This is a genomic window from Agrobacterium cavarae (assembly GCF_004310285.1).
GTDB classification, from domain to species: Bacteria; Pseudomonadota; Alphaproteobacteria; order Rhizobiales; family Rhizobiaceae; genus Agrobacterium; species Agrobacterium cavarae.
On the sequence record NZ_SISF01000034.1, the window covers coordinates 296,265 to 320,918 of the forward strand.

The 24,654-nt window shown below is 58.3% G+C and carries 23 protein-coding genes; 19 read left to right on the forward strand and 4 right to left on the reverse strand.

All coding sequences use genetic code 11. The features are described 5' to 3' along the window. Positions 1 to 97 precede the first annotated feature (97 nt). Positions 98 to 1,126 (forward strand): tRNA dihydrouridine(20/20a) synthase DusA, encoded by a 1,029-nt coding sequence (gene dusA / locus EYC79_RS22275; protein ID WP_130979679.1) that lies wholly within the window; start codon positions 98 to 100, stop codon positions 1,124 to 1,126. 11 nt (positions 1,127 to 1,137) lie between these two features. Here dusA and EYC79_RS22280 read toward each other — a convergent pair whose 3' ends face one another. After that, positions 1,138 to 1,938, reverse strand: coding sequence for a DUF72 domain-containing protein (locus EYC79_RS22280; protein WP_130979542.1), 801 nt, complete (start codon positions 1,936 to 1,938; stop codon positions 1,138 to 1,140). A gap of 44 nt (positions 1,939 to 1,982) precedes the next feature. Continuing rightward, complete coding sequence (gene uvrA, locus EYC79_RS22285; RefSeq protein ID WP_062598439.1) at positions 1,983 to 4,904, reverse strand: excinuclease ABC subunit UvrA; 2,922 nt, start codon at positions 4,902 to 4,904, stop codon at positions 1,983 to 1,985. A gap of 322 nt (positions 4,905 to 5,226) precedes the next feature. On the opposite strand from uvrA, the gene EYC79_RS22290 reads away from it, so the two are divergent. After that, on the forward strand, positions 5,227 to 5,769 hold the full coding sequence (locus tag EYC79_RS22290; protein WP_062427384.1) for a single-stranded DNA-binding protein: 543 nt from the start codon (positions 5,227 to 5,229) through the stop codon (positions 5,767 to 5,769). A gap of 113 nt (positions 5,770 to 5,882) precedes the next feature. Then, the gene (locus EYC79_RS22295) at positions 5,883 to 6,140 is read left to right on the forward strand and encodes an RDD family protein (protein WP_062598437.1); all 258 of its coding nucleotides are present in this window, start codon (positions 5,883 to 5,885) and stop codon (positions 6,138 to 6,140) included. Between the two features lie 74 nt (positions 6,141 to 6,214). Here EYC79_RS22295 and EYC79_RS22300 read toward each other — a convergent pair whose 3' ends face one another. Beyond that, entirely contained in the window at positions 6,215 to 6,622 is a 408-nt protein-coding gene (locus EYC79_RS22300; RefSeq protein WP_130979543.1) for a DUF2000 family protein, read from the reverse strand. Here EYC79_RS22300 and EYC79_RS22305 point away from each other — a divergent pair. From EYC79_RS22305 to lipA, 10 genes are all read left to right on the forward strand, one after another. Further along, entirely contained in the window at positions 6,594 to 7,508 is a 915-nt protein-coding gene (locus EYC79_RS22305) for an AraC family transcriptional regulator (RefSeq protein WP_245495341.1), read from the forward strand. The two genes, EYC79_RS22300 and EYC79_RS22305, sit on opposite strands and share 29 nt — an antisense overlap. 112 nt (positions 7,509 to 7,620) lie before the next feature. Next, positions 7,621 to 7,938: an FtsB family cell division protein gene (locus tag EYC79_RS22310; protein WP_062427380.1), complete on the forward strand. Its 318-nt coding sequence runs from the start codon at positions 7,621 to 7,623 to the stop codon at positions 7,936 to 7,938. A gap of 151 nt (positions 7,939 to 8,089) precedes the next feature. Further along, positions 8,090 to 9,136: a pyruvate dehydrogenase (acetyl-transferring) E1 component subunit alpha gene (gene pdhA / locus EYC79_RS22315; RefSeq protein ID WP_062427379.1), complete on the forward strand. Its 1,047-nt coding sequence runs from the start codon at positions 8,090 to 8,092 to the stop codon at positions 9,134 to 9,136. A 17-nt stretch (positions 9,137 to 9,153) separates the two neighbouring features. After that, positions 9,154 to 10,581: a pyruvate dehydrogenase complex E1 component subunit beta gene (locus tag EYC79_RS22320; protein ID WP_113260580.1), complete on the forward strand. Its 1,428-nt coding sequence runs from the start codon at positions 9,154 to 9,156 to the stop codon at positions 10,579 to 10,581. A gap of 15 nt (positions 10,582 to 10,596) precedes the next feature. Beyond that, entirely contained in the window at positions 10,597 to 11,991 is a 1,395-nt protein-coding gene (locus tag EYC79_RS22325; protein ID WP_130979544.1) for a pyruvate dehydrogenase complex dihydrolipoamide acetyltransferase, read from the forward strand. A 60-nt stretch (positions 11,992 to 12,051) separates the two neighbouring features. Beyond that, complete coding sequence (locus EYC79_RS22330; protein ID WP_130979545.1) at positions 12,052 to 12,699, forward strand: SGNH/GDSL hydrolase family protein; 648 nt, start codon at positions 12,052 to 12,054, stop codon at positions 12,697 to 12,699. Positions 12,700 to 12,762: 63 nt separating this feature from the next. Continuing rightward, the gene (gene lpdA, locus EYC79_RS22335; RefSeq protein WP_112519124.1) at positions 12,763 to 14,208 is read left to right on the forward strand and encodes a dihydrolipoyl dehydrogenase; all 1,446 of its coding nucleotides are present in this window, start codon (positions 12,763 to 12,765) and stop codon (positions 14,206 to 14,208) included. A gap of 55 nt (positions 14,209 to 14,263) precedes the next feature. Beyond that, the gene (locus tag EYC79_RS22340; protein WP_130979546.1) at positions 14,264 to 14,518 is read left to right on the forward strand and encodes a GlsB/YeaQ/YmgE family stress response membrane protein; all 255 of its coding nucleotides are present in this window, start codon (positions 14,264 to 14,266) and stop codon (positions 14,516 to 14,518) included. 42 nt (positions 14,519 to 14,560) lie between these two features. Then, entirely contained in the window at positions 14,561 to 14,809 is a 249-nt protein-coding gene (locus EYC79_RS22345) for a GlsB/YeaQ/YmgE family stress response membrane protein (RefSeq protein ID WP_062427373.1), read from the forward strand. 32 nt (positions 14,810 to 14,841) lie between these two features. Continuing rightward, positions 14,842 to 15,816, forward strand: a complete 975-nt coding sequence (gene lipA, locus EYC79_RS22350; RefSeq protein WP_062427372.1) for a lipoyl synthase — start codon at positions 14,842 to 14,844, stop codon at positions 15,814 to 15,816. Positions 15,817 to 16,192: 376 nt separating this feature from the next. Here the strand turns inward: lipA and parE are convergent, their stop codons facing one another. Beyond that, positions 16,193 to 18,268, reverse strand: a complete 2,076-nt coding sequence (parE, locus tag EYC79_RS22355) for a DNA topoisomerase IV subunit B (RefSeq protein ID WP_130979547.1) — start codon at positions 18,266 to 18,268, stop codon at positions 16,193 to 16,195. A gap of 183 nt (positions 18,269 to 18,451) precedes the next feature. Here parE and EYC79_RS22360 point away from each other — a divergent pair, with 183 nt between their 5' ends. From EYC79_RS22360 to EYC79_RS22385, 6 genes are all read left to right on the forward strand, one after another. Next, positions 18,452 to 19,333 (forward strand): dienelactone hydrolase family protein, encoded by an 882-nt coding sequence (locus tag EYC79_RS22360; RefSeq protein WP_130979548.1) that lies wholly within the window; start codon positions 18,452 to 18,454, stop codon positions 19,331 to 19,333. A gap of 139 nt (positions 19,334 to 19,472) precedes the next feature. Beyond that, entirely contained in the window at positions 19,473 to 20,243 is a 771-nt protein-coding gene (tpiA, locus tag EYC79_RS22365; RefSeq protein WP_130979549.1) for a triose-phosphate isomerase, read from the forward strand. A 118-nt stretch (positions 20,244 to 20,361) separates the two neighbouring features. Beyond that, the gene (gene secG, locus EYC79_RS22370) at positions 20,362 to 20,865 is read left to right on the forward strand and encodes a preprotein translocase subunit SecG (protein ID WP_130979550.1); all 504 of its coding nucleotides are present in this window, start codon (positions 20,362 to 20,364) and stop codon (positions 20,863 to 20,865) included. A 158-nt stretch (positions 20,866 to 21,023) separates the two neighbouring features. After that, complete coding sequence (locus EYC79_RS22375; protein WP_205654459.1) at positions 21,024 to 22,652, forward strand: CTP synthase; 1,629 nt, start codon at positions 21,024 to 21,026, stop codon at positions 22,650 to 22,652. 78 nt (positions 22,653 to 22,730) lie between these two features. Next, the gene (locus tag EYC79_RS22380; RefSeq protein WP_130979552.1) at positions 22,731 to 23,369 is read left to right on the forward strand and encodes a VOC family protein; all 639 of its coding nucleotides are present in this window, start codon (positions 22,731 to 22,733) and stop codon (positions 23,367 to 23,369) included. Between the two features lie 207 nt (positions 23,370 to 23,576). Further along, positions 23,577 to 24,653 carry an efflux RND transporter periplasmic adaptor subunit gene (locus EYC79_RS22385; RefSeq protein WP_245495342.1) on the forward strand — a complete coding sequence of 359 codons (1,077 nt, stop codon included), beginning with the start codon at positions 23,577 to 23,579 and terminating at the stop codon, positions 24,651 to 24,653. Position 24,654: the final 1 nt, after the last annotated feature.

The following is a 24,654-nucleotide window of genomic DNA, read 5'->3' on the forward strand; positions in this document are numbered from 1 at the left end:
CTTATATGGACCGAAACACCGTTCTTCTGAGCCTTCGACGTCGATGTCACGCGAAGGAGACGAGGCGGCAATCAAGGATTGGCCGACGATTATGACGATGACTTCTCAACGCAAGGATGGCGCGTCGCATTACGCGCGTGGAAAGGTTTTCGCCGTCGCGCCGATGATCGACTGGACCGATACGCGTTGCCGCTTCCTGCATCGCCAGCTTTCGCAGCATGCGCTTCTCTACACGGAGATGATCGTGGCCGATGCCATCATCCACGGCAAGCGCGACAAGTTGCTGGACTATCACCCTCAAGAACATCCCGTGGCATTGCAACTTGGCGGCTCCGATCCCGGAAAGCTTGCAGAGGCCGTGAGGATTGCCGCTGATTATGGGTATGACGAGATCAATCTCAATGTCGGCTGTCCCTCCGACCGCGTTCAGTCCGGCACTTTCGGCGCTTGCCTGATGCGCGAGCCTGAGACCGTTGCGGCTTGCGTCGAGGCGATGAAGGCCGTGGCGACCGTGCCTGTCACTGTAAAGTGCCGCATTGGCGTGGATGACCAGGAGCCGGACGCTGTTCTTCCAGACTTCATCGTACGTATGGTTGCCGCAGGTGCGGACGCCGTCTGGATCCACGCCCGCAAGGCATGGCTTCAGGGACTTTCACCCAAGGAGAACCGCGAAGTGCCGCCGCTGGACTATCAGTTGGCCTATCGCATGAAGCAGGAATTTCCCGATCTCTTCATCGGCATCAATGGTGGGATCACCGATCTGGATCAGGCAGACGAGCATTTGAAGCATATGGATGGCGTCATGCTGGGGCGTGCTGCCTATCATAACAGCTCGATCCTTGCGGAGGTGGATCACCGCATCTATGGCGCGCCGTCCCGCGATTTTGATCAACGCGCCTTGCGCGACGCGATGATGGCCTATGCGGAAGATTATATTGCCAAGGGCGGCCGGCTGAACCACGTCACCCGCCATATGGTCGGTCTGTTTCAGGGGTTGCCCGGCGCACGTCGCTTCCGGCAAATCCTCTCCAGCGATGCGACAAAGCCCGGCGCCGGATGCGAAGTCATTGCCGCTGCCTTCGACGCCATCGACTTCGAGCGAGCGCCGGCGGCAATCGACGCATAATCAAGGCAGGTTCAGACGAGGGTCTGCAGCAGCTGCGCGCCGTTCGGCGCGTTGACCTTGCCGCCGGTGATGAAGAAGGCGAAAACATCGCGCGGCGTCTTCTCGGCTTTTCTGTCCGGCGCGATCATCGAAAGATCGTCGGGCGCGCCGCCAGCTGCATAGGTCTTCAGGCGCTCGCTCCACGCCTTCACATCCTTCTCCGGATAGCAGGTCTCTATATCGTCCTCACCCTTTTGCAGGCGGCAATAGACGAAATCCGCCGTCACATCCGGCAGCATCGGATAGTCGTGATGATCGGCGCAGACCACAGCGACATTGTGCTTGGTCAGCAACTCGATGAATTCCGGTACCTGGAAGCTGTCGTTGCGCACCTCAACGACATGCTGCAATTGCAACCCGTCCTGCTTTTCCGGCAACAAGGCCAGGAAGGCGGCAAAGTCCTCTGGCTCGAATTTCTTCGTCGGCGCGAACTGCCAGAGGATCGGGCCGAGATGCTCGCCAAGTTCGGTCAGCCCCTGCGTCAGGAACTTCGTCATCGATTCCTCTGCTTCGGCCAGAACCTTGCGGTTGGTGACGAAACGACTGGCCTTCAGCGAGAAAATGAAACCATCCGGCACTTCGGACGCCCACTTGGCAAAGGTCGCGGGTTTCTGGCTGCCATAATAGGTGCCGTTAACCTCAATCGCCTTCAGCTTGGAGCTCGCATATTCCAGCTGGCGCTTCTTTGTGAGCTTCTCAGGATAGAACGTGCCTTCCCAAGGCTCGAAGGTCCAGCCGCCGATACCGGCGCGGATCGTTCCCGACTTGCTCATCCGTCTCTCCCATCAACGCGAAATTGCCATGTGAAGGGGGCGGATCACTCCGCCGCCTGAATATTCTTTTCCGGATGGCGCTCCAGCAGCTCCTTGAGGAACTGGCCGGTATATGAGCGCTTCTCCTTGACGATCTGCTCGGGCGTGCCGGCTGCCACTACCTCACCACCGCCGGTGCCGCCCTCCGGGCCGATATCGATGATGTAGTCGGCCGTCTTGATGACCTCGAGATTGTGCTCTATGACCACGACGGAGTTGCCCTGATTGACCAGTTCATGCAGCATTTCCAGAAGCTTCTTCACGTCGTGGAAATGCAGGCCGGTCGTCGGTTCATCAAGGATGTAAAGTGTTCGGCCAGTCGAGCGTTTGGACAGCTCCTTGGCAAGCTTGACGCGTTGCGCCTCACCGCCAGACAGCGTGTTTGCCTGTTGGCCGACCTTGATATAGCCAAGCCCGACATCGAAAAGCGATTGCAGCTTGTCCCGCACGGCAGGCACGGCGGCAAAGAACTCAACGCCTTCTTCCACTGTCATATCCAGCACGTCGGCAATCGACTTGCTCTTGAAGGTCACGTCCAGCGTTTCGCGGTTGTAGCGCTTGCCGTGGCAGACATCGCAGGTGACATAGACATCCGGCAGGAAGTGCATCTCGATCTTGATCACGCCATCGCCCTGGCAGGCTTCGCAGCGCCCACCCTTGACGTTGAAGGAGAAACGGCCCGGCGCATAGCCACGGGCCTTCGCCTCCGGCAGACCGGCGAACCAGTCACGAATTGGTGTGAAGGCGCCGGTATAGGTGGCCGGGTTGGAGCGTGGTGTACGACCGATCGGCGACTGGTCGATGTCGATGACCTTGTCGATAAACTCGAAGCCATCGATACGATCGTGTTCCGCCGGAATCTCGCGCGCGCCCATGACGCGGCGTGCGGCAGACTTGTAGAGCGTTTCGATCAGGAAGGTGGACTTGCCGCCACCCGATACACCGGTAACCGCTGTGAAGACGCCGAGCGGCACCGAGGCCGTGACATTCTTCAGATTGTTGCCACGTGCGCCAACGACCTTGATCTCCTTGCCCTTCTTTGGCTTGCGCCGTTCGGCTGGTACAGGAACGCCCATTTCGCCGGAAAGGTACTTGCCCGTCAGCGAGTTCGGGTTGGCCATCACTTCCTGCGGCGTGCCTTCGGCAATGACCTGGCCGCCATGGATGCCGGCAGCCGGGCCAATATCGACCACGTAGTCGGCCGTGAGAATGGCGTCCTCGTCGTGCTCGACGACGATGACGGTATTGCCGATGTCGCGAAGATGCTTCAGCGTTTCTAGCAGGCGAGCATTATCGCGCTGGTGCAGGCCGATGGACGGTTCGTCCAATACGTAAAGAACGCCGGTCAGGCCGGAGCCGATCTGCGATGCCAGACGGATACGCTGGCTCTCACCGCCCGACAGCGTGCCGGAATTGCGCGACAGGCTGAGGTAATCGAGACCGACGTCATTGAGGAAGCGTAGACGTTCGCGAATTTCTTTCAGAATGCGAACGGCGATTTCATTCTGCTTGGCGTTCAGCTTTTCCGGCAGGCCTTCGAACCAGTCGCGAGCGACCTTGATCGACATCTGCGTGACTTCGCCGATATGAAGCGTGTTGATTTTGACGGCGAGCGCTTCGGGCTTCAGGCGATAACCGGCGCAGGCCGGGCAGGGGGCTGCCGACATGTAACGCTCGATCTCTTCCCGCGCCCAGGCGCTGTCCGTTTCCTTCCAGCGGCGTTCGAGGTTGGGCACGATGCCTTCGAAATTCTTCACTGTCTTGTAGGAGCGGGCACCGTCCTGATACTGGAACTCGATCTTCTCGTCGGTGCCTTTCAGGATCGCTTTCTTGGCGGCATCCGTCAGGTCGCTCCAGCGGCTGGAGAGCTTGAAGCCGAAGGCTTTGCCGAGCGCTTCCAGCGTTTGGTTGTAATAAGGCGAGGAGGACTTGGCCCACGGCGCAATAGCGCCATCCTTCAGCGTGCGCGCAGGCTCCGGCACGATCAGTGCCTCATCCACCTTCTGCTGCGAGCCCAGACCATCGCAGGTCGGGCAGGCACCGAAAGGGTTGTTGAAGGAGAAGAGCCGCGGCTCGATTTCCGGAATGGTGAAGCCGGAAACGGGGCAAGCGAATTTTTCCGAAAACAGCACCCGCTCATGCGTTTCGTTGAGCGACTTGTTGGCGGAACCGCCGGCGGACGTTTCTTCCGCAGGCAGCGGCTTGTCGGCAAATTCGGCAACGGCCAGACCGTCTGCCAGCTTTAGGCAGGTCTCCAGGCTGTCGGCCAGGCGCGCGGCCATGTCCGGACGCACTACGGCGCGATCCACCACCACATCGATATCGTGCTTGTACTTCTTGTCGAGTGCAGGAACGTCGGCAATCTCGTAGAACTGACCATCCACCTTGACGCGCTGGAAGCCCTTCTTCATCAGTTCGGCGAGTTCCTTTTTGTACTCGCCCTTCCGGCCACGCACGATGGGCGCAAGAATGTAGAGACGCGTACCCTCCTCGAAGGCGAGGATGCGGTCGACCATCTGGCTCACGGTCTGGCTCTCGATCGGCAGGCCGGTCACCGGCGAATAGGGAACGCCGACGCGCGCGAAGAGAAGGCGCATATAGTCGTAGATTTCCGTCACCGTACCGACGGTCGAACGCGGGTTGCGCGAAGTCGTTTTCTGCTCGATGGAGATCGCAGGGGATAGACCTTCGATCTGATCGACATCCGGCTTCTGCATCATCTCCAAAAACTGGCGCGCATAGGCAGAAAGGCTCTCCACATAGCGGCGCTGCCCCTCGGCGTAGATGGTATCGAAAGCCAGCGACGACTTGCCGGAACCGGACAGGCCCGTCATGACGATCAGCTTATTGCGCGGCAAATCAAGGTCGATCCCCTTGAGATTGTGCTCACGCGCGCCGCGGATGGAAATCGTCTTCAATTCACTCATGACAAGGCTCTGGATTTCAGCTGTTTGGACGGATCGGTTCTTATGTCATCATCTGGAACGGCGTGTCGAGACGATTGACGTTCCGGTATGGTCTTGCCCGGCGCGCTCTCGCCTGGGAATGCTTCTGGATCTGCTTGACTCACTCACCACGCCTTAATAGAACAAAAAAGGAACATATTGCAACTATGCCCGTTGGCAAGAACATTCCTTGTGGATTGTCGTTCCACTCGCTGCCCATCGCGACGAGGGATGGTCTATGGTGCGCGGGACTTTTGAACAGGAAAAATGCCGTTCATGACGTTCGGCAGACAGGAAGATAAATATGGCTGGCAGCGTAAACAAGGTTATTCTGGTCGGAAATGTCGGCGCTGATCCGGAAATTCGCCGCACGCAGGATGGCCGACCAATCGCCAACCTGCGCATCGCGACGTCGGAAAGCTGGCGTGACCGTAATTCGGGCGAGCGCAAGGAGAAGACCGAATGGCACACGGTCGTCGTCTTCAATGAAGGCCTCTGCAAAGTCGTTGAGCAATACGTCAAGAAGGGCGCCAAGCTCTACATCGAAGGCGCGCTGCAGACCCGCAAATGGCAGGACCAGAACGGCAATGATCGTTATTCGACGGAAATCGTTCTCCAGGGCTTCAACTCGACGCTGACCATGCTTGACGGTCGCGGCGAAGGCGGCGGCGGTGGCCGTGGCGGAGACTTTGGTGGCGGTGGCGATTATGCCGGCGGCGGCTCCTACGGGGGGGGTAGCGGTGGCGGTTACGACCAGCAGCCCGCGCGTGGCGGCGGTGCGTCGCGCGGTGGCCAGCCCTCCGGCGGCAACTTCTCCAACGATCTGGACGACGATATCCCGTTTTGATGACGGCGGTTGAGGCACGCGTTGTTTTGCGCGCTCATGCCAATTGATAAGACAATATGAAGGGGTGGCGGTTACGCTGCCCCTTATTTCTTTAGTCATTGAAGGATACGCATATGCCAGACCAGACATCACCTTCCCCGCAACCCGCCACATGGCGGATCGTCCTGGCCTTCATCCTCGATTTCTTCACGGCATTCTGGGTGCTGGGCTTCCTCGTCGCCTCGATCCTTGGCGGCCGCACGGAAAACGGCTTCGAGTTGAACGGCCTATCGGCCATCGTCTTCTTCGCCTCCATTGTCGCCTATTTTGTTGTGTTCAACAAATATCTCGGTGGCACGATCTGGAAGCGTTTGCTGAAGGCGAAGCGGTGAGCGCATTTTCTCCTGTAAATCCTGTGCGCGCTTGATCATCGCATATCACCGAGCGGCGACTTTCACGGGAGGTATCAGGGGTGCATCTTTGCACCCTTGCAAATCTTGTCGACGGTCTTCTTATCGGACCGCAACGCGAGACCAACGAGCTTGGCATTGTCCGGAGTGAACCTGGCAAAGACCTCTCGATTGGCCGCATCGTGACCCGTTGCGAACATCTCTTCGATGTAGGCTGATGCCGTGACATTTCGCTCCAGCGTCCGCCGGTGGATGGTTCGCAGTGTCTCTTGGTCAGCGGTCAGAACCACGATTGGCTGGATGGACATCGGATTGTAGACATTATCAGCGGCATCCCGATATGCTTCGCCGATGATCGCGGGCGATTGAGCGATGATACCGCTTGTCAGAAAAGCGGTGACGTTTAGCTTTTGCCACGTGGCAAGGTCATCGCGAATGATGATCGCGATTTTGGTGTCGAACATGTCTTACTCCTTTGAAGGTATCGAGGACATCGAGCAACTAGCGGTGCAGCGGGCGCTGGGTCTTGAACGTTCGTGCGTGGAATTTCAGCCTGGCGTGCGCGTGGTTGCGGAAAGTAGAGGGATTGAGCGGACCGAGGTGCGGTTCCACGGCAATGGGTTTACACCGCATCGGCACGACACCTACGCGTTGGGGCTGACCCTGCATGGCGTGCAAACCTTTCGCTATCGCGGCGTCGAGCGGTTCAGCATGCCCGGAAACGTCATCGTGCTGCATCCGGACGAGGTTCACGATGGGGCTGCTGGAACGGATGCAGGGCTGATCTATCGCATGGTCTACATGCCGCCCGAGTTGATCGGTGCCATCGACGGTTACTCTTGTTCCTTGCCATTCGTGCCGGATCCGGTTGTCGCCAATGCCGAGTTGTCTCGTACGCTTGCCTACATTCTGTCGGACCTTGATCACGAACCCGATGATCTCGCCAAGGATGATGCAATCCAGCGGATCGGGACGATTCTCTCTCGTGAAGCAGGAGCGCCTCGCAAACAGGTTACCAAGGTCGCGCAATCGGCCGTGTTGCAGGCGCGGGATTTTCTTCTCAGCCATAGTGATGAGCCGGTGCGATCCGCGACGCTCGAGAACATCACAGGGCTGGACCGGTATGCCCTTTCAAGGCATTTCAGGCAGTTGCTTGGCACCAGCCCGCACCGCTATCTCGTGATGCGTCGACTCAGCCAAGCAAAACGATTGCTGTTGGCGGGCAGCAGTCTGGCAGGCGCGGCAGTCGAAGCAGGCTTTGCGGATCAAGCTCATCTCACGCGACACTTTCGCGATGCCTTCGGCATTACGCCGGGACGGTGGTTGGCATTGCAGGATCGCAAAGAATGAAAAGCGTTAACTTGCTTGCCCTGATGCGAGTGTCGAAAACACGGTCAACGGATGGTTAAGCAAATGCGGTTATTGTGATTCCAGTAGCGCGTTTGAAGGCTGTTTTCAGAGTATGTGGACGAAACATCATAAGAAAAGACGGTTTGGCCGTCTTGTTGTTCCAGCGATCACGGTCGCCTTTCTTTCCTATTTCGGCTATCATTCCATTCATGGCGATTTCGGGCTGGAAGCCATGGAGCGCCTGGAGCGCCAGCGTATTGCCAGAACGGCTGAGCGGGACAAGATCGTCAAGACCCGCGTGGCGCTGGAGCGTCAAGTGGAGTTGATGAGCGATGGGTCGCTCGAGCGGGATATGATCGACGAGATTTCGCGTTATCAGTTGAACATGTCGAAACCGGACGAAATCGTCATCATGAACGGATATATGTGATTAACCTAATTTCGGTTAATCATGGAATTTATTTTTAAATACAGTCGTTTACTTAGAATATGTGCCATGCGTTTATGGCATTGCTGTGGCGACCTTTCTTGCATATGTTACGCGCCGATCCAACCATTCTAATTCAACTAGGGAGGGATGAATGGCGCCGCGCAAAAACGCGTCTGTATCCGGCCGCAAGACAACGGCAAAGACGCCTGCCAAGGAATTCACCGGCAAGAACGCCCCGGATTTCGGCAAGGACGAAGAACTCCACGCGTATCGCGAGATGCTGCTCATCCGCCGCTTCGAGGAAAAGGCCGGCCAGCTTTATGGCATGGGCTTTATCGGCGGTTTCTGTCACCTCTACATCGGCCAGGAAGCCGTTGTCGTTGGTATGCAGATGTCGCAGAAGGAAGGCGATCAGGTCATCACCGCCTATCGTGACCACGGCCATATGCTGGCTGCCGGCATGAGCCCACGCGGTGTTATGGCGGAACTGACCGGACGTCGCGGCGGCCTTTCCAAGGGTAAAGGCGGCTCGATGCATATGTTCTCCAAGGAGAAGCATTTTTACGGCGGCCATGGCATCGTCGGTGCGCAGGTTTCGCTCGGTACCGGTCTGGCCTTCGCAAACAAGTATCGCGGCAACGACAATGTGTCGGTGACCTATTTCGGTGACGGCGCGGCCAACCAGGGTCAGGTCTATGAGAGCTTTAACATGGCTGCTCTCTGGAAACTCCCCATCATCTACATCGTCGAGAACAACCGTTACGCCATGGGCACCTCGACCAGCCGTGCCACGGCGCAGTCGAACTATTCGCTTCGCGGTTCCGGCTTCGGCATCCCCGGCGTTCAGGTGGACGGCATGGACGTTCGCGCCGTCAAGGCTGCTGCGGACGAAGCTCTTGAGCATTGCCGCTCCGGCAAGGGTCCGATCATTCTGGAAATGCTGACCTATCGCTATCGCGGTCACTCCATGTCCGACCCGGCCAAGTATCGTTCCAAGGACGAAGTGCAGAAGATGCGCTCCGAGCATGACCCGATCGAGCAGGTCAAGGCGCGGCTCATGGAGCAGGGCTGGGCAAGCGAAGACGAGTTGAAGGCGATCGACAAGGATGTCCGTGACATCGTGGCCGACAGCGCCGACTTTGCCCAGAACGATCCAGAGCCGGATGTATCCGAGCTTTACACCGACATTCTGCTCTGATCGGGAAAGGGAAAACAATGCCAGTAGAAATTCTTATGCCCGCCCTTTCCCCCACCATGGAGGAAGGCACGCTTTCCAAGTGGTTGAAGAAAGAGGGTGACAAGGTCACCTCCGGCGACGTGATCGCGGAAATCGAAACCGACAAGGCGACGATGGAAGTCGAAGCCGTGGACGAGGGCGTCATCGGCAAGATCCTGATCGATGCCGGTACCGAAAACGTCAAGGTGAATACGGCAATTGCCGTTCTCCTTCAGGAAGGCGAAAGCGCAGACGACCTGTCGTCTTCCGCCGCAACGAAGAAGGAAGAGCCGAAGGCCGAAGCCGCAGGCTCCGGTTCTGACGCCGCCGGCGGCAAGGCCCGCGAAGCCAGCGAAGAACCATCCGCTTCGAAAGAGACGGCGAAGGCTCCGGCTGCACCGAAGATCGAAGTTGCTGCCGATCCGGATATTCCGGAAGGCACCGAGTTCGTCAGCCAGACCGTGCGCGAAGCGCTTCGCGATGCCATGGCTGAGGAAATGCGCTCCGACGAAAAAGTCTTTGTCATGGGCGAAGAGGTTGCCGAGTACCAGGGCGCCTACAAGATCACGCAGGGTCTCCTGCAGGAATTCGGCGCCAAGCGCGTCATCGATACGCCGATCACCGAACACGGCTTTGCCGGTATCGGTGTTGGCGCTGCCATGACCGGCCTGAAGCCGATCGTCGAATTCATGACCTTCAACTTCGCCATGCAGGCGATCGACCAGATCGTCAACTCTGCCGCGAAGACGCTCTATATGTCTGGCGGTCAGATGGGCGCACCGATGGTGTTCCGTGGTCCGTCGGGCGCTGCTGCCCGCGTGGCTGCTCAGCACTCGCAGTGCTATGCCGCATGGTACAGTCACATCCCCGGCCTCAAGGTCGTCATGCCCTACACGGCAGCCGACGCGAAGGGCCTTTTGAAGGCGGCGATCCGTGATCCGAACCCGGTCATCTTCCTCGAAAACGAAATCCTTTACGGTCAGAGCTTCGACGTGCCGAAGCTGGATGATTTCGTCCTGCCGATCGGCAAGGCGCGCATTCACCGCAAGGGCAAGGATGCAACCATCGTTTCCTTCGGTATCGGCATGACCTATGCGGTCAAGGCTGTCGCCGAGTTGGAAAAGGAAGGCATCGATGTCGAGCTGATCGACCTTCGTACCATCCGCCCGATGGATCTTCCGACGGTGATCGAATCCGTCAAGAAGACCGGCCGCCTGGTCACTGTCGAAGAAGGCTTCCCGCAGTCATCGGTCGGTGACTTCATCTCCAACCAGGTTCAGCGCGCTGCATTCGATTATCTCGATGCACCGATCCTGACCATTGCCGGTAAAGACGTTCCAATGCCTTACGCCGCAAACCTGGAGAAGCTGGCTCTGCCAAACGTTGACGAAGTCATCCAGGCTGTCAAAGCCGTCTGCTACAAGTAAGGGGAGGGCGTTTCGATGCCTATCAACATCACCATGCCTGCCCTTTCTCCGACGATGGAAGAGGGCAATCTGGCCAAGTGGCTGGTCAAGGAAGGCGACAAGGTTGCTCCCGGCGACGTGATTGCCGAAATCGAGACCGACAAGGCGACCATGGAAGTGGAAGCTGTGGACGAGGGCACGGTCGCCAAGATCGTGGTTCCGGCCGGCACCGACGCGGTCAAGGTGAATGCCTTGATCGCCATCCTCGCAGGCGAAGGCGAAGACGTGGCTGAAGCGGCAAAGGGTGGCGATGCTGCTCCTGCCAAGTCAGAGGCGAAAGCTGAAGCTCCCAAGCAGGAAGCCAAGGCCGAGGCCCCGAAGGACGAGAAGTCTGAAGCTGCTCCCAAGGCTGACAAGCCGGTTGCAGATCAGGCTGCTGCGCCTTCCACGCCAGCACCTGTATCCAAGTCCGGCGAGCGCCTTTTTGCCTCGCCATTGGCACGCCGCATGGCCAAGGATGCCGGTCTTGATCTTTCCGCTGTGTCCGGCTCCGGCCCGCATGGCCGTATCGTCAAGTCTGACGTCGAAAAGGCAGTCGCTTCCGGTGGCGCAAAGGCGGCACCGGCTGCTGCACAGGCATCTGCATCGTCGGCTGCTCCGGCTCCGGCCGCTGCCAAGGGTCCGTCTGATGAAAGCGTTCTCAAGCTGTTTGCCGAAGGCTCTTACGAGCTGCTGCCGCACGACGGCATGCGCAAGACGATTGCTTCGCGCCTGACCGAGTCGACCCAGACGGTTCCGTCCTACACGGTGTCGATGGAATGCGAACTCGATGCGATGCTGAAGCTTCGTGCGGAGATCAATGCATCCGCACCGGTGAAGAAGACCGAGAAGGGCGAGGTTCCGGCCTTCAAGCTCTCCGTCAACGACTTCATCATCAAGGCTATGGCGCTTGCACTGCGCGATGTTCCGATGGCGAATGCTTCCTGGACATCGACAGCCCGTGTTCTTCACAAGCACGCCGATGTCGGCGTTGCCGTGTCGATCCCGGATGGCCTGATCACGCCGATTGTTCGCAAGGCCGAGGAGAAGTCGCTTTCGGCCATCTCCAACGAGGTCAAGGATCTCGCCAAGCGTGCCCGCGACAAGAAGCTCAAGCCCGAAGAATACCAAGGTGGGACGACATCCGTCTCGAACCTCGGCATGTTCGGCGTTTCGTCCTTCACGTCGATCGTCAACCTGCCGCAGGCTTCGATCGTCTCCATCGGCGCTGGCGTCGAGAAGCCCGTCGTTCGTGGCGGCAAGATCGAAGTCGGGACGGTGATGACGGCGACCTTTGCCTTCGACCACCGCGTTATCGATGGTGCGCTGGGCGCAGAGCTTGCTTCCGCCTTCAAGCGCTACATCGAAAGCCCGATGTCGATGCTGGTCTGATAAAATGGTTGAGCCGGATGCTGGTGTCAGCCTTCGGCTCTTCTCCTTCTGGAGGCGGATGTGACGAAGACCGTTCTTTGCTATGGCGACAGCCTGACATGGGGATATGACGCCGAGAATCTCGGGCGTCACGCCTTTGACGATCGCTGGCCGAGCGTGCTGCAGAAGGCCCTGGGCAGTGAGGTCAATGTCATTGCCGAGGGATTGAACGGACGCACCACCGCCTATGATGATCATCTGGCGGATTGCGACCGCAATGGTGCGACGCTGCTTCCGACGATCCTCCACAGCCATGCGCCGCTTGATCTCGTCATCATCATGCTCGGCACCAACGACCTGAAGCGCGGTATCGGTGCAGGCTCTGCGGTTGGTGCGGTCAAGGGCGTTGAGCGGTTGGTCAGTCTCATCCGTCATCATGCGTGGTCTTTCGAGGATCATGACGAGCCGGAGATCCTGATCGTTTCGCCACCGCATATTTGCGAAACGGCAAACGATATGTTTGCGGCCATGTATGCGGGCGCGATCGAGCAGTCGAAGATGATGGGTTCGCTCTATCGCGATCTGGCAGACGACAAGGGCTGCGCCTTCTTCGATGCGGCCTCCGTTGCGGTGACGACACCGCTCGATGGCGTTCACCTGGACGCTGAAAACACGCGTGCGCTGGGACGTGGGCTTGAGCCCGTGGTGCGCATGCTGCTTGGAATTTGATGTGAATTCGATTGACGCAGCGGCGCATAAGTCGCCGTCAAAAAGATAAAGGCAGGATATAGAATGGCTCAATCCTACGACGTTATCGTCATTGGCTCCGGTCCAGGTGGTTATATTGCCGCCATTCGTGCAGCTCAGCTGGGCATGAAGGTTGCTGTCGTCGAGCGTGAACATCTCGCGGGCATCTGCTCCAACTGGGGCTGCATTCCCACCAAGGCATTGCTGCGTACGGCCGATGTGATGCACACGGCCACCCATGCGAAGGATTACGGCCTGACGCTGGAAGGCTCGATCAAGCCGGACGTCAAGGCGATCGTCGCGCGCTCTCGCGGCATCGCTGCCCGCATGAATAATGGCGTCGGCTTCCTGTTCAAGAAGAACAAGGTCGATATCATCTGGGGCGAAGCCAAGATCACCAAGCCGGGTGAGATCGTCGTCGGCAAGTCGACCAAGCCTGTGGTTCAGCCGCAGGGCCCCGTGCCGAAGAACACGCTGGGCGAGGGAACCTACACCGCCAAGCATATCATCGTGGCCACCGGTGCCCGTCCGCGCGCGCTGCCCGGCATCGAGCCGGATGGCAAGCTTATCTGGACCTATTTCGAAGCAATGAAGCCGGAAGAACTGCCGAAGTCGCTGCTGGTCATGGGTTCGGGCGCGATCGGTATTGAGTTCGCCAGCTTCTATCGCACCATGGGCGTTGAGGTTACCGTTGTTGAAATCATGAGCCAGGTGATGCCGGTCGAGGATGCGGAAATTTCTGCCTTCGCGAAAAAGCAGCTGGAAAAGCAGGGCATCAAGATCCACCTCGAGGCAAAGGTGGCGAAGGTCGAAAAGGGTGCAAACTCGATTACGGCGACCGTCGAGATGAAGGACGGCTCGTCTCAGAAGATCACAGCGGATCGGATGATTTCCGCCGTTGGCGTCCAGGCCAATATCGAAAATATCGGCCTTGAGGCTGCCGGCGTTAAGACCGAGCGCGGCTTCATCGTCATCGATGGCTATGGCAAGACCAATGTTCCTGGCATCTACGCCATTGGTGATGTTGCCGGAGGTCCGCTGCTCGCACACAAGGCCGAGCACGAAGCCGTCATCTGCGTTGAGAAGATTGCCGGGGTTCCGAATGTTCACCCCATGGATAAAAGCAAGATCCCGGGCTGCACCTACTGCAATCCGCAGGTCGCGTCCGTCGGTCTGACGGAAGCCAAGGCGAAAGAGCAGGGCCGCGAGATCCGCGTGGGTCGCTTCTCGTTTGCTGCCAATGGCAAGGCCGTGGCGCTCGGTGAAGATCAGGGCATGGTCAAGACCATCTTCGACAAGAAGACGGGCGAACTGATCGGTGCGCATATGGTAGGCGCGGAAGTGACCGAGCTCATTCAGGGCTTCGTTGTCGCCATGAACCTTGAAACGACCGAAGAAGAACTGATGCACACCATCTTCCCGCATCCGACCCTGTCGGAGTCGATGAAGGAGAGCGTGCTGGACGCTTATGGACGTGTCCTGAACGCTTGATAATTGGCTTGATCGCTCCCACTCTTGAAGGGAGCGACGTCAAAGGAGAGCGGTCATGTCTATTGCAACAGAAGCCTGGATTGTTTTTCTGCTGATCGGTCTGGTGGCCGGTTTCCTCGCCAGCCTCATCGTTGGTGGCGGCGGGTTGATCGGATGCCTTCTGAGCGGTGTGATCGGCGCATTTGTCGGTGGCTATCTGTTCGATGCTCTCGGCATTTCGCTTGGTATTGAAAATGCGCTGGTGGTGCAGATCATCCATGCAACGGTGGGTGCGATCATCGTGACGCTGATTGCCAGGTTGATCGCTTAGCCGACACCAGGTGAAGCGGCGGGTTAAAGAAAGGGATCACGGATGGAAAGTGTAGGCTGGATTGCGGCCATCATCATCGGCGGCCTTGCGGGCTGGCTCGCGGGCAAGCTCATGGATATGCGCTTTGGCATCTTCATGAACATCGTCCTCGGCATTGTCGGCTCGGTGGTGGCAGTGGCCGTGTTGCGTACATTCGATGTCTTTGTTGAAGACAGCCGCCTCGGCTACTTCGTCACGTCTTTCCTGGGCGCAAGCCTTCTGTTATTCCTCGCCAAGCTCGTCAGGCGTTAGAGCCGCTTATATGCGGTAGAAGCAGGTTTCTTATGGTCACTATTCTCGACAGGATGTCCCAGCCGGAAGAGAAGCGCATCCGCCATCCGGAGAAGGCACACAAGCCGGATACGGAAGTGGCGCGCAAGCCGGAATGGATCCGCGTCAAGGCGCCCACGTCCAAGGGCTACCACGAGACGCGCGAACTTGTACGCAGTCACAAGCTGGTCACGGTGTGCGAAGAGGCTGGCTGTCCAAATATCGGCGAATGCTGGGAAAAGAAGCACGCCACCTTCATGATCATGGGCGAGATCTGCACGCGCGCCTGCGCCTTCTGCAACGTCTCGACCGGCAAGCCCAATCCGCTCGATCTTAATGAGCCGGAAAACGTTGCCAAGGCCGTCAAGCAGATGGGCCTCAGCCACGTCGTCATTACCTCGGTGGACCGCGATGATCTCGCCGACGGTGGTGCCGAGCATTTTGAAAAGGTGATCTGGGCAATCCGTGCCGCTTCGCCCAACACGACCATCGAAATCCTGACGCCAGACTTTCTCAAGAAGCCTGGTGCTCTGGAGCGTGTCGTCGCTGCAAAGCCTGACGTGTTCAACCACAATATGGAAACCGTTCCCGGCAACTATCTGACCGTTCGCCCCGGTGCGCGCTACTTCCACTCCGTCCGCCTGCTGCAGCGGGTGAAGGAACTGGACCCCACCATGTTCACCAAGTCCGGTATCATGGTCGGTCTCGGGGAAGAGCGTAACGAAGTGCTGCAGTTGATGGACGATCTTCGCAGCGCCGATGTCGACTTCCTGACCATCGGCCAGTATCTGCAGCCGACGCGCAAGCACCACAAGGTGGAACGCTTCGTAACCCCGGAAGAGTTCAAGTCCTATGAGACGGTTGCCTATACAAAGGGCTTCCTCATGGTCTCTTCCAGCCCGCTGACGCGCTCGTCGCACCATGCCGGCGACGATTTCGAACGTCTTCGCGCCAATCGTGAGAAGAAGCTTCTGGCCGCTGCTGAGTGATTGGTTGGAGCGCCAAAGCGCGCAGCCATGAGCTTCGTGAGGTGGATCCGAAGTTTCAAGTCGATTTTGACAGCAAAAGCGCCGTGCGTCTTACTGGACGCACGGCGCTTTAGCTTTTAAATCTACGCGTCGTGCTTTCTGAAAATCGATTCCGATTTTTGGGCCTAAGCTGTAAAATTCGACCACGCTCTTATCCGTTCTGTCATCCTCGGGCGTGACCCAAGGATCCATGCTTTCAATGGCTTATGAATGACCCGGTCTCCTCGGACTTAATCCGAGGGGTGACCATGACGACGCAGCGGTTTGGCCTTTTGCCGTGAGTACCTTTGATCGCACAGGCACGTCAGGCTTTTCGGAAGTCTAGTCCCGATATCAATCAGATATCGAGGTTTTCCGCAAAGGCGGCTCTGTCCTGGATGAAGCGGAAGCGGGCGTCTGCCTTTGTTCCCATCAGATTATCGACCGCCTCGCGCGTGCCTTCGAAATCCACGTCGTCGATTTCCACGCGCAGCAGCGTGCGCTTGGAGGGATCCATCGTGGTTTCCTTCAGCTGAGCTGGAAGCATTTCGCCAAGACCTTTGAAGCGGCTGATTTCGATCTTGCCGCGGCCCTTGAACTCGGTCTCCATCAACTCAGCGCGGTGGACGTCGTCACGCGCATAGGCAGACTTCGACCCTTGCGTGATCTTGTAGAGTGGCGGTACGGCAAGATAGAGGTGGCTGCCGCGGATCAGTTCAGGCATTTCCTGATAGAAGAAGGTGATCAGCAGCGAGGCGATATGGGCGCCGTCGACGTCGGCATCGGTCATGATGATGATGCGTTCGTAACGGAGATCCTCGTCGCGGTACTTCGTGCGTGTGCCGCAGCCAAGCGCCTGAATGAGATCGGCGATCTGCTGGTTGGCAGAGAGCTTTTCGCGGCTGGCGCTGCCGACGTTCAGGATCTTACCGCGTAGTGGCAGGATGGCCTGGTTGGCGCGATTGCGTGCCTGCTTGGCAGAACCACCAGCCGAGTCACCCTCGACGATGAAGAGTTCCGCGCCTTCGGCGGTGTTCTGAGAACAATCGGCGAGCTTGCCCGGCAGGCGCAACTTGCGGACCGCAGTCTTGCGGTTGACCTCTTTTTCCTTGCGACGGCGCAGACGCTCCTCACAGCGCTCGATCACCCATTCCAGAAGCTTTGCCGCTTCTGCGGGATTGCCGGTGAGATAATGATCGAACGGATCGCGCAGCGCGTTTTCGACGATGCGTTGAGCTTCGACGGTCGCGAGTTTGTCCTTGGTCTGGCCGACAAATTCCGGCTCGCGAATGAAGACGGAGAGCATGCCGACAGCCGAGATCATCACGTCGTCGGTGGTAATCTCGCGTGCGCGCTTGTTCTGCGTCAGCTCGGCGTAGTTCTTCAAGCCCTTTGTCAAGGCGATACGAAGACCAGCTTCGTGTGTGCCGCCTTCGGGCGTCGGGATGGTGTTACAATAGGAATGGACCTGGCTGTCGCCGCCATACCAGGTGACCGCCCATTCCAGCGCACCGTGGCCGCCGGTCTTTTCCGTTCTGCCTGAGAAGATTTCGCGGGTGACGGTAAAGTCCTTGCCAAGCGTGGCCGAGAGGTAATCCTTCAAGCCGCCAGGAAAATGGAAGACGGCCTTTTCAGGGATTTCGTCGCCCACGGGCACGAGGCCCGGATCGCAGCTCCAGCGGATTTCAACGCCGCCAAAGAGATAGGCCTTGGAGCGCGCCATGCGGAAAATGCGGGCGGCGTCGAATTTGGCATGGTCGCCGAAAATCTGCGCATCCGGATGGAAGCGCACTCGGGTTCCGCGGCGGTTATGAACATCGCCCAACTCTTCCAGCGGACCTTGCGGAATACCCCGCGAGAAGCGCTGGCGGTAGAGCTTGCGATTACGTGCGACTTCCACTTCCAGCACGTCGGACAGCGCGTTGACGACGGACACGCCCACACCATGCAGACCGCCTGAGGTCTCGTAAGCCTTGCCGTCGAACTTTCCGCCCGCATGCAGCTTGGTCATGATGACTTCAAGCGTGGACTTGCCCGGTACCTGTGGATGGTTTTCGACAGGGATACCACGACCGTTATCGCTCACCGTCAGGAAACCTTCGGTATCGAGATGCACTTCGATGAAGTTGGCATGGCCTGCGACGGCTTCGTCCATCGAGTTATCGATGACTTCGGCGAAGAGGTGGTGCAGGGCTTTCTCGTCGGTACCGCCGATATACATGCCGGGACGCATGCGCACCGGCTCCAGACCTTCCAGAACACGGATAGACGAGGCGCCATACTCATCGCCCGACGACGTGACGGGTGCGGAAGGGGCTTTCGGCTGCGCGGTAGCCTTGGCAACTGGTTCTACAACAGGTGCGGTTTCTCGCGGTTCTGCTTCAGCGCGAGTGGCTGCGGGAAGGCCGGAAAAAAGATCGTTGCTATCGTCCATAGGTCCAGTTCAATCAGATTTTGCCCGGATTTTGTCCATGCGAGCAGACAGGATTCAGACATCGATACCGGTGTCAGGCTACTCTAGCAGGGTACAAAGGGCTTGATGCTTTACCGCGAAGGATTGCGTTGCAGCAGCCCGGATGGCAAGACTTGTGGCGCAAATCAAACGGTTCCTCAAGGCATGTCCACAGCTCTTTTCACCTTTTGTACTCTTTTCTGCCTGTCTGTTGCAGCGATGCCCGCTAACGCTCAGACCAGCGGCGGACCACTGAAGCCCTTCAAGGATGATCTGTTCTCAAGTCAGACAGTACTTTCCACGGGGGATGGGGGTGCCTCGCAGGTGATCGACTACCAGGAATTGCGTGACATCAACGGGCGCGATGAGATTCCTGAGCAGCGGGTAAAACGGCAATATGTCGATCTCGCGCCGAAACGTGTGCAGGAGATGGAGACCATCTCCGTCGGCGGACGGTCTATCGATGTGGGGCGCGTTGGTCCAGCGAACGGGCAGGCCTTTACCGTGATCTTCATCCATGGACGAGGTGGGGACCGCCGGCTTGCAATGAAAGATTATACATTCGGCGGCAACTTCAACCGGCTGAAAAACCTCGCTGCCGAAAACGGCGGGACGTATTACGCACCGAGCGTGAAGAGTTTCGATCAAAACGGCGTTGCGGATATTGCCGCGCTGATCGCGGACGCCAAGGTGAAATCCGGTGGCAAGCCTGTCATTCTAACCTGTGCGTCCATGGGCAGCTTCATCTGTTACGGCATAAGCCGCGATGCCGCTGCGGTCGCCAATCTCAAGGGAATGGCCATCCTCGGTGGTGCGGTCGATCCCGATTTTCCAAAGAGTGCATTTATCAGGGCGAAGAAGCCCGTCTATTTTACCCATGGAAGTGCGGATAAGGTCTACTCGGCCGATCAGCAGGCCGCGACATTCCGAGGGCTTTTGAAGGCCGGTGTTCCCACCCGCTTCACGCTCTTTGAAACCGGCACGCACGGGACGCCGGTTCGCATGACCGACTGGCGCGCGGTTCTTAATTGGATTTTGACCCGCTAGCTCGGAAAACCATGTCATTCACGAGAGGTTTTGTACGAAATTCACCAAATTTCGAACCAAAACCTTGCTTTTTCGTCCGAATTCCTGTCGCTGTCTCTTTGAGAAGACACTGCCAACAATAAAGAGGAATGATCGCTCAATGACCCCTGATATTCGCCCGCTCGTCGCTGGAAACTGGAAGATGAACGGAACGCGCGCCTCGCTCGATCAGATCAAGGCGATGGCTGAGGGGGTCAAGGGACCGCTTGCAGAAAAGGTCGAGTCGCTGATCTGCCCGCCTTCGACGCTTCTCTATGTCGCGACCGCGCTTTGCGAGGACAGCCCGCTCAAGATCGGCGCGCAGGATTGCCACCAGAATGCATCGGGCGCGCATACGGGCGATATTTCCGCCGAGATGATTGCCGACTGCTTCGGCACGCATGTGATTGTCGGACACTCCGAGCGCCGCACCGATCATGCGGAAACGGATCATCTCGTGCGGGCGAAGGCGAATGCTGCCTATGCGGCCGATCTCATCGCCATCATCTGCATCGGCGAGACGGCGGAGCAGCGCAAGTCCGGCCAGACGCTTGACGTGCTCAAGCGCCAGCTCGATGGATCCTTGCCAGACGAAGCGATCGCCGCCAACACGGTTATCGCCTATGAGCCCGTATGGGCGATCGGCACAGGCTTGACACCGACCGTCGAGGATGTCCGTGAAGCCCATGCCTTCATGCGCGAAGAGCTGGTCAAGCGCTTTGGCGGCGAGGGCAGGGGCATGCGCATTCTCTATGGTGGCTCGGTCAAGCCGTCCAACGCCTCAGAGCTCATGGCGATCGAGAATGTCGATGGTGCGCTCATCGGCGGCGCGAGCTTGAAAGCCTCCGACTTCCTGTCCATCTATGCAGCTTACGAGAAATTGACGGCCTGATTTTTTAGGAAAAGCAGCCAGGCTTTCGATCTTCGGGGGCTTGGAATACGCTTTCTCCTCATGTAAAGAGCCGCAAACTTCTTCATTGTGCTCCTGATGGGGCATGGAATGGATTGTCATGCAGAACGTACTGATTGTTATTCACCTCATGATCGTGCTGGCGCTTGTCGGCGTGGTCCTGATCCAGCGTTCCGAAGGCGGCGGCCTCGGTATTGGCGGCGGCTCTGGCTTCATGTCCGCACGCGGCACCGCAAATGCTCTGACCCGCACGACGGCGATCCTCGCGGCTCTGTTCTTTGCGACGTCCCTTGGCCTTGGTCTCCTGACCCGCTACGAATCGCGTCCAACGGACATCCTGGACCGCATTCCGGCACAACAGGGGCAGGGTAACGGCATCCTCGATACGCTCGGCCCGTCGTCGACGACGCCTTCGCAGGCTCCTGCGACCAATGGTGTTCCGTCCACCACGAATGGTGCGTCCAACCAGGCGCCTGCACAACAGCCGGCCCCTGCCGCGACGACGACGCCAGCGGCACCGGCTGAAGGTGGCGCTGCCGCTCCGGCCGCACCTGCTCCGCAGCAGGCTCCCGCCAACACCAATGGTGTTCCCACCGGCCAATAAGGCGCAGGTGACGATTAACACTCCGGCAGGCCAAAAGCCTGCCGGTTTTCTTTTGTTTACATTCCGGCTGAGCTTCCACGCGTCATCAACAGATGATTTCGCGATCATTGAATTTGGGGCTGGCGGAATCATCTATTAAAAGGTAAGCGGTGACTCCCATGGCGCGATATGTATTCATCACAGGCGGCGTGGTATCCTCCCTTGGGAAGGGCATTGCGGCCGCGGCACTCGGAGCGTTGTTGCAATCCCGTGGATATCGGGTGCGGCTTCGCAAACTCGACCCCTACCTCAATGTCGACCCCGGCACCATGAGCCCCACCCAGCACGGTGAGGTTTTCGTGACCGATGACGGCGCGGAGACGGATCTCGATCTTGGCCACTACGAACGCTTTACCGGGCGTTCCGCAACCAAGACGGACAACATAACCACGGGTCGTATCTATAAGAACATCATCGATAAGGAACGCCGCGGCGATTATCTCGGCGCGACGGTTCAGGTCATTCCGCATGTGACCAACGAGATCAAGGATTTCGTGACCGAAGGCAACGACGACTATGATTTCGTCATCTGCGAAATTGGCGGCACGGTCGGCGACATCGAGGCAATGCCTTTCATGGAAGCCATCCGTCAGCTCGGAAATGACCTGCCGCGTGGTACAGCGATCTATCTCCACCTGACGCTGATGCCTTACATTCCGGCGGCTGGCGAGTTGAAGACGAAGCCCACACAGCACTCCGTCAAGGAGCTTCAGGCGCTCGGTATCCATCCGGATATCCTACTGGTTCGCGCGGATCGCGAAATTCCGGAAGCGGAACGCCGCAAGCTCTCGCTGTTCTGCAACGTGCGCCAGTCTGCCGTTATCCAGGCGCTGGATGTCGCGAACATCTATGACGTGCCGACGGCCTACCACAAGGAAGGCCTCGACAACGAAGTGCTGGCCGCCTTTGGCATCGAGCCTGCTCCCAAGCCCCGTCTTGAGCAGTGGGAAGAAGTCTGCAACCGCATTCACACGCCGGAAGGCGAAGTCACGATCGCCATCGTTGGCAAGTACACCGGCCTCAAGGATGCCTACAAGTCGCTCATCGAAGCGCTGCATCACGGCGGTATTGCCAACCGGGTGAAAGTGAAGCTCGAGTGGATCGAGTCCGAAGTCTTCGAAAAGGAAGATCCGGCGCCCTATCTCGAGAAGGTCAATGCGATCCTCGTTCCAGGCGGTTTTGGTGAGCGCGGTTCTGAAGGCAAGATCCGTGCAGCTCAGTTTGCCCGCGAACGTCAGGTTCCGTATTTCGGTATCTGCTTTGGCATGCAGATGGCGGTCGTGGAAGCGGCGCGTCATCTCGCTGGTATCGAGAAGGCATCCTCCACCGAATTCGGTCCGACACAGGAGTCCGTCGTTGGTCTCATGACCGAGTGGGTCAAGGGGAACGAGCTTGAGAAGCGCAATTCGAAGGGTGATCTCGGCGGTACCATGCGTCTTGGCGCTTACAAGGCGGTGCTGAAGAAGGATACCAAGATCGCCGACATCTATGGCTCAACGGACATTTCTGAGCGTCACCGCCATCGCTACGAGGTGAACGTGGAGTATAAGGATCGTCTGGAAAGCTGCGGTCTGGTGTTCTCCGGTATGTCGCCGGATGGTCTTCTGCCGGAAACGGTGGAGTACCCCGATCATCCGTGGTTTATCGGCGTGCAGTATCACCCCGAACTGAAGAGCCGCCCACTCGATCCGCATCCGCTCTTTGCAAGCTTCATCGAAGCAGCATTGGTTCGGAGCCGTCTGGTTTGATCGGCTGGCTACCACAGGAATAGAGATTGAAAGGCCGCAGCAATGCGGCCTTTTGCTTTTCAAGCGATGGAGTGCGTGATGTTGAAACTGGATCACCTGGCGATTATCGCGCCGTCGCTTGAGGTTGGCGCCGACTATGTGCGCGACGCGCTCGGCATCGACATGCCGAGAGGCGGTAAGCATCCACAGATGGGCACCCACAATCTGCTGCTGCGGCTCGGTGCGGATGTCTTTCTGGAAGTGATCGCCATCGATCCAGAGGCAGAGCGGCCTACGAGACGACGCTGGTTCGGGCTCGATGATCTTGAGGCGGTTCAGGCGGCGTGGGACGAGGGGCGACGGCTGCGCGCCTGGGTAGCCCGGACCGGCGACTTTGCCAGCGTGCTCGTGCGGCATGGCGATCTGCTGGGACGTCAAGAGAAGGTGTCACGTGGAGATCGTGAGTGGCTGTTCGCGGTCGCCGACGATGGATCTCTGCCGTGCGGCGGCGTTGCACCTTCGGTGATGGACTGGGGAGCGCGGGGCACTCCCGCGCCATCCATGCCGGATTTTGGCTTTCGGCTAAAGAGCTTCCAGATCGAACATCCCGAGGCGGATCGGGTTCGAGAACTCTATGCTGATCTTGAGATTATCGACCCGCCGACGGTGATCAAAGCCAAGAGTTTCCGTTACATCGCGGAGATAGAAACGCCCCGTGGCGTCGCGCTCATCAGTTAGGGTGAGACTTCTCTGTGATCTTGGCGCTCAACAATGCGCAACGTCGAAAAAGTAGTTCCTAATATTAGTATCACATCAGAACAAAAATTCGTGATCCGAGTTTACTGCTGAATTTGAACTCCAGCGCGCGAGATCAGCAGCATGTTCGTCAAAGCCTTCCCTTTTTATGTGCTCCCTGCGATTTGTCTGGGGGGAGTAGCGCTGGCGTTGCAGCCTGACATCGTCCGCGCGCAAGACGCGCCTGCCGTTCCTGTCACGGTCTATAAGGCAAAGGTCGAGGAGATCGACAAGGTGATCAACGGTATCGGTACCGTGGACCCGTTACAGAGCGTCACGGTCAGACCGCGGATTGACGGGCAGGTGACCGGTATCCGCTTCACTGAAGGCCAGATGATTGAAAAAGGAAGCGTCTTGCTGACGCTGGATGACCGTGAGCTTTCGTCCGCGCTCACCTCCGCCAAGGCGAAGAGGGCTCAGGATGAAGCCCAATGGAACAGTGCCAAAACTGAAGCGCAGCGCTATGCCTCGCTCGCCGAAAAGGGAGTGGCGTCCGCCTCCACGCTTGAACAGAAGAGCGCGCTGAGCGAGCAATATGCTGCAGCCGTCCAGTATGATGATGCCATGATCAAGAGTGCGGAAACGCAGCTCGGCTTCGCCACCGTGATTGCCCCGATCTCCGGACGCACGGGTTTCAAGCAAGTCGATGTGGGTAGCGTGGTCAGCGCAAGCTCCACGGATGGCATCGTGACAATCACCCAGATGGATCCAATTGCCGTGTCCTTTGTCGCGCCTGGCGACAGGTTCGGCGAGATCCGCCAAGCGCTCAGCGAGAAGATTGCGGCGGTGACCCTGATCACGACCGATGGAAGCCGCGTCCTGGCGAAGGGCCAGTTGACGACAATGGATAACTCGGTCGACGCCTCCAACGGCTCCATTCATCTCAAGGCGCTCTTCGACAATGGCAACGGCGCTCTTTGGCCCGGGCTTCCGGTGGCAACCACACTGACAGTCGAGCACAAGAGCGGGGTGGTCGTTCCCGATAAGGCTTTGGCGAGAGGGCGTAACGGGCTTTATGCCTATGTGGTCTCAAAAGACAACAAGGTGGAAGAGCGGAACGTGAAGACCGCCTTCGTGACCGGCGCAAGAGCGCTGGTGACGGAGGGGATAAAAGAGGGCGAAGCCGTCGTCATGGACGGCCAATCGCGGATCGGCAATGGCGCAACTGTCACCGCTACCCCTTGGACAGGGTCGCCAACGGGCGAACTCGCCGAGAAGGCGAACTGAC

Bases quoted from the DNA above. Each gene is read 5' to 3' on its own strand.
- secG (WP_130979550.1), top strand. From the start codon at position 20,362: ATGCAGAACGTACTGATTGTTATTCACCTCATGATCGTGCTGGCGCTT.
- EYC79_RS22305 (WP_245495341.1), top strand. From the start codon at position 6,594: ATGATGATCGCGATTTTGGTGTCGAACATGTCTTACTCCTTTGAAGGT.
- EYC79_RS22290 (WP_062427384.1), top strand. From the start codon at position 5,227: ATGGCTGGCAGCGTAAACAAGGTTATTCTGGTCGGAAATGTCGGCGCT.
- EYC79_RS22310 (WP_062427380.1), top strand. From the start codon at position 7,621: ATGTGGACGAAACATCATAAGAAAAGACGGTTTGGCCGTCTTGTTGTT.
- lipA (WP_062427372.1), top strand. From the start codon at position 14,842: ATGGTCACTATTCTCGACAGGATGTCCCAGCCGGAAGAGAAGCGCATC.
- EYC79_RS22295 (WP_062598437.1), top strand. From the start codon at position 5,883: ATGCCAGACCAGACATCACCTTCCCCGCAACCCGCCACATGGCGGATC.
- EYC79_RS22300 (WP_130979543.1), bottom strand. From the start codon at position 6,622: ATGTTCGACACCAAAATCGCGATCATCATTCGCGATGACCTTGCCACG.
- EYC79_RS22345 (WP_062427373.1), top strand. From the start codon at position 14,561: ATGGAAAGTGTAGGCTGGATTGCGGCCATCATCATCGGCGGCCTTGCG.
- dusA (WP_130979679.1), top strand. From the start codon at position 98: ATGACTTCTCAACGCAAGGATGGCGCGTCGCATTACGCGCGTGGAAAG.
- uvrA (WP_062598439.1), bottom strand. From the start codon at position 4,904: ATGAGTGAATTGAAGACGATTTCCATCCGCGGCGCGCGTGAGCACAAT.
- EYC79_RS22320 (WP_113260580.1), top strand. From the start codon at position 9,154: ATGCCAGTAGAAATTCTTATGCCCGCCCTTTCCCCCACCATGGAGGAA.
- parE (WP_130979547.1), bottom strand. From the start codon at position 18,268: ATGGACGATAGCAACGATCTTTTTTCCGGCCTTCCCGCAGCCACTCGC.
- EYC79_RS22280 (WP_130979542.1), bottom strand. From the start codon at position 1,938: ATGAGCAAGTCGGGAACGATCCGCGCCGGTATCGGCGGCTGGACCTTC.
- pdhA (WP_062427379.1), top strand. From the start codon at position 8,090: ATGGCGCCGCGCAAAAACGCGTCTGTATCCGGCCGCAAGACAACGGCA.
- EYC79_RS22325 (WP_130979544.1), top strand. From the start codon at position 10,597: ATGCCTATCAACATCACCATGCCTGCCCTTTCTCCGACGATGGAAGAG.
- lpdA (WP_112519124.1), top strand. From the start codon at position 12,763: ATGGCTCAATCCTACGACGTTATCGTCATTGGCTCCGGTCCAGGTGGT.
- EYC79_RS22380 (WP_130979552.1), top strand. From the start codon at position 22,731: ATGTTGAAACTGGATCACCTGGCGATTATCGCGCCGTCGCTTGAGGTT.
- EYC79_RS22375 (WP_205654459.1), top strand. From the start codon at position 21,024: ATGGCGCGATATGTATTCATCACAGGCGGCGTGGTATCCTCCCTTGGG.
- EYC79_RS22360 (WP_130979548.1), top strand. From the start codon at position 18,452: ATGTCCACAGCTCTTTTCACCTTTTGTACTCTTTTCTGCCTGTCTGTT.
- EYC79_RS22340 (WP_130979546.1), top strand. From the start codon at position 14,264: ATGTCTATTGCAACAGAAGCCTGGATTGTTTTTCTGCTGATCGGTCTG.
- tpiA (WP_130979549.1), top strand. From the start codon at position 19,473: ATGACCCCTGATATTCGCCCGCTCGTCGCTGGAAACTGGAAGATGAAC.